The organism is Shinella sp. GW835-FHT14H05 (assembly GCF_058793575.1).
In genome coordinates this window covers 126118-137110 of record NZ_JBXAFY010000004.1, presented here as the reverse complement: position 1 = coordinate 137110, position 10993 = coordinate 126118, and the positions used below count along the sequence as shown (strand labels likewise).

Sequence of the window (10993 nt, the reverse complement as noted above, 5' to 3'; positions counted from 1 at the left end):
GGTGGTCTCCATCATGGAGGGCGGGGCGCGCGACCAGCGCCAGAGACGGAACGCGCCTTTCAAGGCACGCTGTCTAAGACTTCAGTAACCCATAAAATATTAATAAAGAGCCAAATTTCCCGGCAACAAATCGGCCCAACCGGCTGAATTTGCAGGCGTCACAAAGATGCGACGCCTGCTGTGCCAATTGCGAAATCTAAGGCCTAGATTTCGGCGTCGACGGCGCTTGCGAAGGGGATGGAAGGCTGGGCGCCGGGCTTCAGGCAGGCGAGCGAGCCGGCGACGGCCGCGCGGCGCAGTGCGTCCTTGAAGGCGAGGCCGGCATCGAGCGAGGCGGCAAGATAACCGCAGAACGTGTCGCCCGCCCCCACCGTGTCGACCGGCTCGATGGCTAGGCCCTTGGCGCGGTGGATCTCCCCCTTGCGGATGGCGACGACGCCATCGGCCCCGAGGGTGACGATGATCGTCTGGCCGCTCTGGGCGTGCAGCGCGCGCATCGTCGCCTCCCGTTCCTCGTCCGAAAGCTCGCCCTTGCCGATGAAGAGGTCGAACTCCGTTTCGTTGGCCACGAGAATATCCGCGATGGCGCCGAGGCGCTTGGCGTCGCCGGTAAAGGGCGCGATGTTGATGATCGAGGTGACGCCCTTCTGCTTGGCGCCGACGAGGGCCGCTTCGATGGCGCTTGCGGGGATTTCGAACTGGAGCATCAGGTAGTCGCCGCGCGACATCGCGCCGATCGTCCGCTTGGCGTCCTCGCCGGTCACCGTGCCATTGGCGCCGGGCACGACCACGATGACGTTCTCGCCATCGGCGGCGACCAGGATATGCGCGGTGCCGGTCGCTTCCGCCGCGACGCGCACGCCGTTCTGGTCGACGGCGGCATCGGCCAGAAGGGCGAGCGCCTGGCTCGCCAGCCGGTCGTCGCCGACCGCACCCGCCATGCGCACGATGGCGCCGGCGCGGCGCGCGGCCAGCGCCTGGTTGGCGCCCTTGCCGCCGGCAGCCGTGGTGAAGCTCGTGCCCATCACCGTTTCGCCGGGCTTCGGCAGGCGGTCTGGCGTGGCGATGAGGTCCATGTTGATGGAGCCGAAGACGGTGATCATGAGAAGTGCCCCTTGTCGTTTCCGCCGGACACTGCCCGAGGCGGTCAGTCCTCGTCAACTACCCTCAGGCGCAGTTGGCCCGTTCGGCTCTCCACAGTCTTCTCCGCCGGCGGGGAAACGCCCGAAACCGCCTCGAATTCCATGTCGCCGATGCGTGCGCCGCGCCGCGCGAGCTTTTCGGTCGAGGTGAGGATGAGGTCGACATCCTTTTGCGCGGAGGTGAAATGGCCGTGCAGCTTGCGCACCCGGTCGTCAAGTCGCGTCAGGTCGTCCATCAGGCGCACGACCTCGCCCTGGATGACATGGGCCTGCTCGCGCATGCGCTGGTCCTTCAGCAGTGCCTGGAGCACCTGCACGGAGAGCATCAGCAGCGATGGCGAGACGATGACGATGCGCGCGCGGTGCGCCCGCTGCACGACGCCCTCGAAATTCTCGTGGATGCTGGCAAAGATCGATTCCGACGGCACGAAAAGGAAGGCGGTATCCTGCGTTTCGCCGGGCAGCAGGTATTTTTCGGCGATATCGCGGATATGGGTCTCCATGTCGCGGCGAAACTGCTGGGCGGCGACCTTCGCCGCGTCCGGCGGGCGTCCGTCCGCCATGGCGTTCCAGGCCTCCAGCGGGAATTTCGCATCGATCACGAGCGGCGGTTGGCCGTTCGGCATGCGGATCGTGCAGTCCGGGCGCACGCCGTTGGAAAGCTGCGCCTGGAACTGGTAGGCGCCGTGCGGCATGGCATCCGCCACGATCGTCTCCATGCGCGACTGGCCGAAGGCGCCGCGCGTCTGCTTGTTGGAGAGGATCGCCTGCAGGCCGACCACGTCCTTGGCGAGCGACTGGATGTTCGTCTGCGCCGTGTCGATGACCGCGAGGCGCTCCTGCAGGCGCCGCAGGTTTTCATGCGTCGAGCGCGTCTGTTCGGAAATCGACTGGCCGAGGCGTTGGGTAAGGCCGTCCAGGCGGGAATTGATCGCCTGGTTGGTTTCGGATTGTTTGCTGCCGAAGACTTCTGCCATCGCGGCGACGCGGCCCTGCATCTCCGTCTGGGCCTTCATGAGTTCGGCAAAGCGCAGCTCCGCCATCACCGCCGCTTCCCGCTGGCGCGCCTGGCTGCGGCGGGCCGAGATCAGGCCGAAGACGGCGAGAAGAACCGCTGCCAGCAGCACGAGCGCCGGCCCGGTGCCGCCGAGCCGGGCAAGGAAGGAGGTCAGCATCGTGTCAAAGGCGGGATCGATCATGGCCGGACCATAGCACGCTTTCCGGCGAAAACCAGATCATACCGTGAACAAATTGGCGGCTTCGCGCGCGTATAGGCGGGCAAATCCGATTGAAAGCGCAAAAAAACCGCGCTAAGGAGGCGCATGACCATCAAGCCGCTGATTATCCTCCCCGATCCGATCCTCCGCCAGGTCTCGAAGCCTATCGAGACCGTGGACAGCGAGGTGAAGAAGCTCGCCGACGACATGCTGGAAACCATGTATGATGCGCCGGGCATCGGCCTTGCCGCGATCCAGATCGGCGTCGCGCGCCGCATGCTCGTGCTGGACGTGTCGAAGGACGGCGAGGACAAGGCGCCGCTCGTCTTCATCAATCCGGAGGTTGTGACCTCCTCCGATACGCGCTCGGTCTACGAGGAAGGCTGCCTGTCGATCCCGGATTATTATGCCGAGGTCGAGCGTCCGGCGGCGATCACGGTGAAGCATCTGGACCGCGACGGCAAGGAACAGCTTACCGAGGCCGACGGCCTGCTTGCCACCTGCCTGCAACATGAGATCGACCACCTGAATGGCGTGCTGTTCATCGACCACATTTCCAAGCTGAAGCGCGAGATCGTGATCCGCAAGTTCACCAAGGCGGCAAAGCTGCGCGGCAGCAAGGCGATCTGACCGGGCATCACGGTCCGGTCCGCACCATTTCACACGGAGGCTGACCGATGGCCCTACGCATCATTTTCATGGGCACGCCGGATTTCTCCGTCGCCACGCTTGAGGCGCTGGCTGGGGCCGGCCACGAAATTGTCGCCGTCTATTCGCAGCCGCCGCGCCCGGCCGGCCGCCGCGGCCTGGAGCTGGTAAAGTCTCCCGTCCATCAGGCCGCCGAACGGCTCGGCATTCCCGTCTTCACGCCGGTCAATTTTCGCGACGAGGCCGATCGCGCGGCTTTTCGCGCGCTGAATGCGGATGTCGCGGTCGTCGTCGCCTATGGGCTGCTGCTGCCGGAGGCGATCCTCAACGGCACGCGGCTCGGCTGCTACAACGGCCATGCCTCGCTTTTGCCGCGCTGGCGCGGGGCGGCACCCATTCAAAGGGCAATCATGGCTGGCGATGCCGAAACCGGCATGATGGTCATGAAGATGGACAAGGGCCTCGATACCGGCCCCGTCGCGCTGACGGCCCGCGTTGCGATCGACGACACCATGACGGCCGGCGAATTGCATGATGCGCTGATGCAGGCGGGCGGCGCGCTGATGGCGGAGGCCATGGCGAAGCTGGAAGCCGGCGACTTGCCGCTGACGGAGCAGGCGCAGGAGGGCGTGCTCTATGCCGCCAAGATCGACAAGGCGGAGACGCGCATCGATTTTTCGCGGGCCGCGCGCGACTTGCACAACCATATCCGCGGCCTCTCGCCGTTTCCCGGCGCCTGGTTCGAGCTGCCGGTCGCCGGCAAGCTGGAGCGCGTAAAAGTTCTGGCGAGCGAGCGGGCGGATGAAACCTCCACCAAGGTCGCCGGCACGGTGCTCGACGACCGGCTGACGATTGTTTGCGGCGATGGTGGTGCAGTGCGGCTCGTGCGCTTGCAGAAGGCCGGCGGCAAGCCGCTGGACGCGGCGGATTTCCTGCGCGGCACGCCGGTCCCGCCCGGTCAGGTCATCGCCTGATGCCGCGCTACCGGCTCCTGGTCGAATATGACGGCACGCCCTATGTCGGCTGGCAGCGCCAAGACAACGGCCATTCCGTGCAAGGCGCCATCGAGGCGGCGATCCTGTCGCTGACGGGCGAGACCGTCTCGATCCGCGGCGCGGGACGCACGGATTCAGGCGTGCATGCCATGGGGCAGGTTGCCCACGCGGACCTCTCCCGCGTTTGGAAGGATCACACGCTGCGCAATGCGCTGAACGCCCATCTCGGCATGGCACGCGAGCGCGTCGCGATCCTCGATGCGGCGGAGGTGCCGGAGGATTTCGACGCCCGTTTCTCGGCCAAAAGGCGGCACTATCTCTACCGCATCATTTCGCGCAAGGCGCCGCTGGCGCTGGAGGCGAACCGGGCCTGGTTCGTCGCGAAGGACCTCGATCACGAGGCGATGCATGCGGCGGGGCAGGTGCTGGTCGGCAAACATGATTTCACGACGTTTCGCGCCGCCCAGTGCCAGGCGAACAGCCCGATCCGCACCATCGACAGGCTGGAGGTGACGCGCAGCGGCGATCTGATCGAGATGCGCGTTTCGGCGCAGAGTTTTCTGCACAACCAGATCCGCTCCTTCGCCGGCACGCTGAAGCTCGCGGGCGAGGGCAAGTGGACGGTGGAGGACGTGCGCGCCGCCCTTGAAGCGCACGACCGCAAGGCCTGCGGTCCCGTGGCGCCGCCGGACGGGCTCTATTTCATGGCCGTGGACTACTAAGCCGGCAGCGTGCCCAGAATGCGCTGCAATTCCTGCCCGGCGATCATCGGCGGCAGCACGAAGATCGCCGTGATGGCGGCGGCGAGCAGCGTCTGCTTGCCGACGCACATCCAGACCAGGCGGAATTGCAGCACGACGCTCGCGCCGAACACCGCATAGAGCAGCAGGCCGGCAAAGGGCGCGCTTTCGGGCAGCAGGAGCGTCATCGCGAAGGGGACGGCGGCGGCGTAGGCGAAGGGGACGGCGATCCAGTTGCTCGCGGTGACCACCACGCCGAGCTGTTTGCCGTAGCCAAGCGGGCGCGCGCCGGCGGCGAGCAGCACCAGCGGCAGCAGCCAGCCCGCAAGATCGATCACCAGCAGCTTGACGAAGAAGGCGACGCCCGCCGGCGTTCCCGCCGGCATGCTGCCGAGATAATAGAGGCGCCAGGAGGCCCAGATGACGGCGAAGGCCGGCAGGCACCACACGATCGCCCAGAACGAACGTGTAAGCCCGCGCAACGTCAGATCCAGCCAGCCGAAACCGTCCTGCTTCTGTCGCACAAGCAGGAAGACACCGGTCAGGTAGTGCAGGACCTCGTCAAGCCCGGGCATCGCCGAACCAGCGTTCGATGAAGGTCTGGTAGATCACGGTCAGCGTTTCGAGGTCGGCGACGGCCACCCGCTCGTCCACCATGTGCATGGTCTGGCCGACAAGGCCGAATTCCACCACCGGGCAATAGTCCTTGATGTAGCGCGCATCGGACGTGCCGCCGGTCGTCGACAGTTTTGGCGCACGGCCGGTGACGGCCTCGATGGCGCCGGACATGGAGGCGATCAGCTGGTTGTTGCGCGTGAGAAAGACGTGGCTCGGCCGCTCGGCCCATTTGACGTCGTAGCGCACGGGCTCGCGGCCGGGGCGAAGCGTCTCGTCGCGCGCGGCGGCATCGAGCCGGCGCACGATCTCCTCCATCACGGTTTCGGCGGTCCATGTGTCGTTGAAGCGGATGTTGAAGCTGGCGCTCGCCTGAGACGGGACGACGTTGGTGGCGCGGTTGCCCACGTCGATCGTCGTCACTTCGAGGTTCGACGGCTGGAAACTTTCGGTGCCGGCGTCGAAGGGCGGATGCATCAGCGTGCTGGTGAGCGCGATCACGCCGCGCACGGCATTGTCGGCAAGGTGCGGATAGGCCGCATGCCCCTGCACGCCATGTACGGTGATCGTGCCGGAGACGGAGCCGCGGCGGCCGATCTTGATCATGTCGCCGAGCTGGTCGGGATTGGTCGGTTCGCCGACGAGGCACGCATCCCAGCGCTCGCCGCGTGTCGCCGCCCATTGCAGTAGCTTGATTGTGCCGTTGACGGCCGGGCCTTCCTCGTCGCCGGTGATGAGGAAGGAGACGGAACCTTTCGGCGGCCCGTTCTTCGCGATCTGGCGCGCCACGGCGGCGACGAAGCAGGCAATGCCGCCCTTCATGTCCACGGCACCACGGCCGAACATCTCGCCATCGGCAATATCGGCGCCGAACGGGTCATGCGTCCAGGCGGCGGCGTCGCCGACGGGCACCACATCCGTATGGCCGGCAAACATCAGGTGCGGGCCTTCCGTGCCGATGCGGGCATAAAGGTTCTCGATATCCGGCATGCCGGGCTCGCTGGCCGTCATACGCTCCACCGTGAAGCCGAGCGGCGCCAGCATGGCGGCAAGCGCCGTCAGCGCGCCGCCTTCGGCGGGCGTCACGGAGGGGCAGCGGATGAGCGTTGCGAGATTGGCGATCGGATCGGCAGAGGTCATGGGCATGCGGTCACAACGCGAGAGGGGAGACGTGGGTTTGAGGTTTAGCCGATCGCCCGGGGCCTGTCACGAGCCGCACTCAGTCCTTCGGGCGGTTGGGCTGGTCGCCATATTCGTTCGGCCCGTTCGTGCCGGGCCAGACCAGGAAGGCGATGAGCGCGAAGAAGGAGATGGCGGGGATGAATAGGCAGATGATCAGCGGCACCGGCAGGTTCATGTCGTGCAGCCGCTTGACCGTCAGCAGGACGGAGGAAACGGTGGAGACGATCGCCGTGCCGATGAAGACGAAGGACCAGAGGAGGAAGGACGGATCCTCCTTCGGCACGATGATGATGCGGGCGAGCGAGGCCGAAAGCAGCATGAGCCAGAAGGCCCAGCCGAGCGCGAAGGGCGCCCGGCTCACCCGGCCGGTCCAGCCGAAGAAGAGCCAGGCGAGGCTCGGCCTCTGCTCCTCGACGGCTGCCATGGCTCAGTCCCTCAGAAGTTCGTTGATGCCGGTCTTCGAGCGGGTCTGCGCATCGACGCGCTTGACGATGACGGCGCAGTAGAGGCCGGGGGCCGGCAGGCCGTTCGGCATGGTCTTGTCCGACGGCATGGAGCCCGCGACGACGACGGAATAGGGCGGCACTTCGCCGTAGGAGACTTCGCCGGTCGCGCGGTCGACGATCTTGGTCGACTTGCCGATGAAGACGCCCATGCCGAGCACGGAGCCTTCACGCACGATGCAGCCTTCGACGACTTCCGAGCGGGCGCCGATGAAGCAATTGTCCTCGATGATCGTCGGGCCAGCCTGCATCGGCTCCAGCACGCCGCCGATGCCGACGCCGCCGGACAGATGCACATGCTTGCCGATCTGCGCGCAGGAGCCGACCGTCGCCCAGGTATCGACCATCGTGCCTTCGCCGACATAGGCGCCGAGATTGACGAAGGAGGGCATCAGGATGGCGTTCGGCGCGATATAGGCCGAGCGGCGCACGACGCAGTTCGGCACGGCGCGGAAGCCGGCCTTCTCGAATTCGTTGACGCTCCAGCCATCGAACTTGGAGGGCACCTTGTCCCACCAGGAGGATTCGCCAGGCCCACCCTTGACGATTTCCATCGGGTTGAGGCGGAAGGAGAGCAGCACGGCCTTCTTGAGCCACTGGTTGACCGTCCAGTTGCCGTCCTCGCCGCGCTCGGCGACGCGCACCTTGCCGGTGTCGAGCAGGTTCAGCGCAGTCTCCACCGCATCGCGGATTTCGCCGCGCGTGCCGGTGGAAATGCCGTCCCGTTCCTCGAAGGCGCGGTCGATGGTTGCGGAAAGGGCGGACAGGTTGGACGTGCTCATCGGAATTCCTTAAACTTCGACGCTTATTTTCGATGGTCGGGATGCCGGAAGGTTGATTTCATCAATCTAAAAAATGCTCTAGAGCAAGTGCCGGGAAAGATGAAGCCCCTTTCCGGCAGATACTGTCGCACGGGCGAAATGGTAATCCCGTAGGACGGAAAAGCAGGAAAGTGACATGGCAAAACTGAAGAAGAAGAACCTGCGCCGCAAGGACGGCGTCTGGGACCCGTTGGCCGACAGCGCGCAGGACAAGCACCGTGCCTCCGTCGTGCCGCAGACGCCGCAATCGGCGAACCCCGCTTACCGCCTCGCTTATGTCGACGACGATTTCCTCTGCCGCGAGGAACTGCGCCCGGTGCGCCTCCAGCTCGAACTGTTGAAGGTCGAGATGATGCTCGCCGAGCGCGGCATCAAGTCGACCGTCGTGATGTTCGGCGGGGCGCGCATTCCCGCCCCCGGCCAGGACGCCTGGGCGGCGCGCAACGAGACCCAGCGCGCCAATCTCGAAGCCGCCTCGGTCTATTACGAGGAAGCCCGCAAATTCGCGCGCATGTGTTCCGAGCGGTCGGCGGAACTGGACTACAAGGAATATGTCGTCGTCACCGGCGGCGGGCCGGGCGTCATGGAGGCGGGCAATCGCGGCGCGGCCGATGTCGGCGCGCCGTCGATCGGCCTCAACATCGTGCTGCCGCACGAGCAGGCGCCGAACCCCTATGTGACGCCGGAGCTCAGCTTCAACTTCCACTATTTCGCGATCCGCAAGATGCATTTCCTGCTCCGCGCCAAGGCGGTCACGGTGTTTCCGGGCGGCTTCGGCACGCTCGACGAGCTGTTCGAGACGGTGACGTTGATGCAGACGGGACGCATGGCGCTGGTGCCGCTCATCCTGTTCGGCAAGGAATTCTGGCACAAGATCATCGATTTCGACGCGCTCGCCGCCTTCGGCACGATCGCGCCAGGAGATGTTGAATTGATGCAGTTCGTCGAGACGGCCGACGAGGCCTGGAACATCATCGTCGACTTCTACGAGAAGCTGGAAGCCGAAAGCGTCGCCGTCGCTGCGGCGCACGGCTGAGACAGACGAACCGGTTTTGGCCGGACCGCCACCTCACCTCCGTCATGCTCGGGCTTGACCCGAGCATCCACGCCGCAGACGCCTATAGATCCTCGGGTCAAGCCCGAGGATGACGTGGTGGGGAGGGACGGCTTCCAAAAAAAACGCCCCGGCAATCGACCGGGGCGTTTTGAGTTGGTCGTGCTGATTATTTGCCGCGCCTGCCCATTTCGTCGGCGGTGATGAAGCCGTCGCCGTTGGCGTCGCGCTGCTTGAACATGGTGGCGGCCGCCGTTTCCATTTCCGCCTTGGTCAGCGTGCCGTTCTTGTCGGCGTCGGCGCGCTCGAACATGCGGCTGCCCATGCGGTCCATGCGGGCGTCGCGCAGCGCCTTGCGGGCTTCCTGCCGGGCTTCGCCGTCTGTCGTCTTGACCTCGCTGAACGCCTTGCGGGCATCGCGGAAGGCGTCACGCTTCGCATCGACCTCGGCCTTCGTCACCTCGCCGTTCTTGTCCGTGTCGAAGCGCTCGAAGGTCTGCGAGGCGCGTGTCAGCATCTCGTCCTGGGAGAGCTTGCCATCGCTGTTGGCGTCGAGGCGCTTCAGCATGCGTTCGGCGCGATCCTCACGGTTCTTGCCGTGATGGCCCTTGCCCTTTTGCTGGCCGGCATCGGCCATATCGAGGGCGCCATCCTTGTTGCGATCGCGGCGTTCGAAGATGGTTTGCGCGGAAGCAAGAACCTCCGCTTCGGAGAGCGTGCCGTTCTTGTCGGTATCGGCGCGGTCGAACATGCGACCGGCACCCGGCAGCATAATGGGGCCTGCAGCGCGCAGCGCCTCGATCGCCTTATCCTTGTCGGCACCGGCCGCATCGCGTACGGCCTTGCGGGCCTGCCGGAAGGCATCGCGGCGGGCCTTGATCTCGTCCTTCGTCACCTGGCCATTGCCGTCGGCATCGAAGGTCTTGAAGGTCGCCGAAACATTCGTCTTGAACTCGTCGAGCGAGACCTTGCCGTCCTTGTTGTCGTCGAGGCGCTCGATCATGGCAGCGCCGCGCTGGCCATGTTTGCCTTCGCCCTTGGCGGCGAAAGCGGGGGCGGTGGCGCCCGAAAGAAGAAGTCCGGCCGCAACGGCGCCGAGGAGAAGTTCTTTTCCAGTCATGGTCGTTTCCTTGTCCATCCATCATCGTCCCTGATGGCAGGATAGGGAGAACGCCGGCTTGCGCCAGTTACAAATTGGTAATTCAACCTTTTGACGAATAAGGGTTTTTTCCGTGTCCGGAATGTGGCGGGCTAGAACATTTCCAGCCGAAGCGGCATCGCTTCGGCGTCGGATAATGCGGCAAAAAAATTTAGAGCAGCGCCTTGAGGAAACCCGTCAGGTCCGAGGTCATGTAGTCGATGTGCTGGTCCGCGTCGGAGCGCTTTTCCCAGGCATCGGCGAACTCGTGATGCTCGTCGCGCGGCGTCAAGAGCACGGTCTTCATACCGAGCGTCTTGGGCACCAGCAGGTTGCGCGGCAGGTCCTCGAACATCACGGCATGGTTCGTGTCCACCCGATGCAGCGCCATGAACTTGTCATAGGTCGCACCCGCCGGCTTCGGCACATATTCCGCCGCAACGATATCGAAGACGTCGTCGAAATGGTCGAAGATGCCGAGCGCACGCGCCGCCATCTCGGCATGTTTCACGCTGCCATTGGTGAAGATGAACTTGCGGCCGGGCAGGGCCTTGATCGCCTCGCCGAGGTCGACGTCGGGCGCCAGGACCTCGTAGTTGATGGCATGCGCCTTTTCGAGGAAGTCCGTCGGGTCGACGCCATGGTGCAGCATCAGGCCCTGCAGCGTTGTGCCGTGCTCGAAATAATATTGCTTCTGCAAGGCCCGCGCGTCTTCGCGCGAAAGCCCGAGCAGCGCCGAGACGTAAGCCGTCATGTTCTTGTCGATCTGGGCGAAGAGATCGACGTGATGCGGATAGAGCGTGTTGTCCAGGTCGAAGACCCAGTCACGCACATGGGCGAAGTCGGCTTTGCTCGGAAGGTCGGTCATGGGCCGTCTTATGACACGGGCCACAGCCGAGGGAAACGGAATTTTCCGTGGCGGACGGCGCGGGTGATGG

The 10993-nt window shown here is 65.0% G+C and carries 12 protein-coding genes; 4 read left to right on the top strand and 8 right to left on the bottom strand.

The features are described 5' to 3' along the window. Window positions 1-203: 203 nt before the first annotated feature. Both AC1Q6Z_RS15220 and AC1Q6Z_RS15215 read right to left on the bottom strand, forming a co-directional pair. Window positions 204-1103: a ribokinase gene (locus AC1Q6Z_RS15220; RefSeq protein WP_439614903.1), complete on the bottom strand. Its 900-nt coding sequence runs from the start codon at window positions 1101-1103 to the stop codon at window positions 204-206. Window positions 1104-1147: 44 nt separating this feature from the next. Beyond that, window positions 1148-2341 (bottom strand): DNA recombination protein RmuC, encoded by a 1194-nt coding sequence (locus AC1Q6Z_RS15215; RefSeq protein WP_492648428.1) that lies wholly within the window; start codon window positions 2339-2341, stop codon window positions 1148-1150. Window positions 2342-2464: 123 nt separating this feature from the next. Between AC1Q6Z_RS15215 and def the strand changes: the two genes are divergently transcribed. The 3 genes from def to truA are packed head-to-tail and all read left to right on the top strand — an operon-like array spanning window position 2465 to window position 4724. Further along, entirely contained in the window at window positions 2465-2989 is a 525-nt protein-coding gene (gene def / locus AC1Q6Z_RS15210) for a peptide deformylase (protein ID WP_439625606.1), read from the top strand. A gap of 47 nt (window positions 2990-3036) precedes the next feature. After that, entirely contained in the window at window positions 3037-3981 is a 945-nt protein-coding gene (gene fmt, locus AC1Q6Z_RS15205; RefSeq protein WP_492648427.1) for a methionyl-tRNA formyltransferase, read from the top strand. Continuing rightward, window positions 3981-4724 carry a tRNA pseudouridine(38-40) synthase TruA gene (gene truA, locus AC1Q6Z_RS15200; protein WP_492648426.1) on the top strand — a complete coding sequence of 248 codons (744 nt, stop codon included), beginning with the start codon at window positions 3981-3983 and terminating at the stop codon, window positions 4722-4724. The genes fmt and truA overlap by 1 nt, the downstream gene beginning before the upstream one ends. Here truA and AC1Q6Z_RS15195 read toward each other — a convergent pair. The 4 genes from AC1Q6Z_RS15195 to dapD all read right to left on the bottom strand — a co-directional run bounded on the left by AC1Q6Z_RS15195 (window position 4721) and on the right by dapD (window position 7824). Beyond that, window positions 4721-5317 carry a hypothetical protein gene (locus AC1Q6Z_RS15195; RefSeq protein ID WP_439614906.1) on the bottom strand — a complete coding sequence of 199 codons (597 nt, stop codon included), beginning with the start codon at window positions 5315-5317 and terminating at the stop codon, window positions 4721-4723. The two genes, truA and AC1Q6Z_RS15195, sit on opposite strands and share 4 nt — an antisense overlap. After that, window positions 5304-6497: a succinyl-diaminopimelate desuccinylase gene (dapE, locus tag AC1Q6Z_RS15190; RefSeq protein ID WP_492648619.1), complete on the bottom strand. Its 1194-nt coding sequence runs from the start codon at window positions 6495-6497 to the stop codon at window positions 5304-5306. The genes AC1Q6Z_RS15195 and dapE overlap by 14 nt, the downstream gene beginning before the upstream one ends. Before the next feature lie 79 nt (window positions 6498-6576). Then, on the bottom strand, window positions 6577-6963 hold the full coding sequence (locus AC1Q6Z_RS15185) for a DUF805 domain-containing protein (RefSeq protein WP_492648425.1): 387 nt from the start codon (window positions 6961-6963) through the stop codon (window positions 6577-6579). Window positions 6964-6966: 3 nt separating this feature from the next. Beyond that, on the bottom strand, window positions 6967-7824 hold the full coding sequence (gene dapD, locus AC1Q6Z_RS15180; RefSeq protein WP_492648424.1) for a 2,3,4,5-tetrahydropyridine-2,6-dicarboxylate N-succinyltransferase: 858 nt from the start codon (window positions 7822-7824) through the stop codon (window positions 6967-6969). Window positions 7825-7999: 175 nt separating this feature from the next. Here dapD and AC1Q6Z_RS15175 point away from each other — a divergent pair, with 175 nt between their 5' ends. Further along, window positions 8000-8899 (top strand): LOG family protein, encoded by a 900-nt coding sequence (locus AC1Q6Z_RS15175; RefSeq protein WP_435266701.1) that lies wholly within the window; start codon window positions 8000-8002, stop codon window positions 8897-8899. A gap of 187 nt (window positions 8900-9086) precedes the next feature. On the opposite strand, the gene AC1Q6Z_RS15170 is transcribed toward AC1Q6Z_RS15175, so the two are convergent. Both AC1Q6Z_RS15170 and AC1Q6Z_RS15165 read right to left on the bottom strand, forming a co-directional pair. Beyond that, window positions 9087-10037, bottom strand: a complete 951-nt coding sequence (locus AC1Q6Z_RS15170; RefSeq protein WP_492648423.1) for an EF-hand domain-containing protein — start codon at window positions 10035-10037, stop codon at window positions 9087-9089. Window positions 10038-10227: 190 nt separating this feature from the next. Next, window positions 10228-10923 (bottom strand): pyrimidine 5'-nucleotidase, encoded by a 696-nt coding sequence (locus tag AC1Q6Z_RS15165; protein WP_439614909.1) that lies wholly within the window; start codon window positions 10921-10923, stop codon window positions 10228-10230. Window positions 10924-10993 lie beyond the last annotated feature (70 nt).

Bases quoted from the DNA above. Each gene is read 5' to 3' on its own strand.
- AC1Q6Z_RS15220 (WP_439614903.1), bottom strand. From the start codon at position 1,103: ATGATCACCGTCTTCGGCTCCATCAACATGGACCTCATCGCCACGCCA.
- AC1Q6Z_RS15215 (WP_492648428.1), bottom strand. From the start codon at position 2,341: ATGATCGATCCCGCCTTTGACACGATGCTGACCTCCTTCCTTGCCCGG.
- def (WP_439625606.1), top strand. From the start codon at position 2,465: ATGACCATCAAGCCGCTGATTATCCTCCCCGATCCGATCCTCCGCCAG.
- fmt (WP_492648427.1), top strand. From the start codon at position 3,037: ATGGCCCTACGCATCATTTTCATGGGCACGCCGGATTTCTCCGTCGCC.
- truA (WP_492648426.1), top strand. From the start codon at position 3,981: ATGCCGCGCTACCGGCTCCTGGTCGAATATGACGGCACGCCCTATGTC.
- AC1Q6Z_RS15195 (WP_439614906.1), bottom strand. From the start codon at position 5,317: ATGCCCGGGCTTGACGAGGTCCTGCACTACCTGACCGGTGTCTTCCTG.
- dapE (WP_492648619.1), bottom strand. From the start codon at position 6,497: ATGACCTCTGCCGATCCGATCGCCAATCTCGCAACGCTCATCCGCTGC.
- AC1Q6Z_RS15185 (WP_492648425.1), bottom strand. From the start codon at position 6,963: ATGGCAGCCGTCGAGGAGCAGAGGCCGAGCCTCGCCTGGCTCTTCTTC.
- dapD (WP_492648424.1), bottom strand. From the start codon at position 7,824: ATGAGCACGTCCAACCTGTCCGCCCTTTCCGCAACCATCGACCGCGCC.
- AC1Q6Z_RS15175 (WP_435266701.1), top strand. From the start codon at position 8,000: ATGGCAAAACTGAAGAAGAAGAACCTGCGCCGCAAGGACGGCGTCTGG.
- AC1Q6Z_RS15170 (WP_492648423.1), bottom strand. From the start codon at position 10,037: ATGACTGGAAAAGAACTTCTCCTCGGCGCCGTTGCGGCCGGACTTCTT.
- AC1Q6Z_RS15165 (WP_439614909.1), bottom strand. From the start codon at position 10,923: ATGACCGACCTTCCGAGCAAAGCCGACTTCGCCCATGTGCGTGACTGG.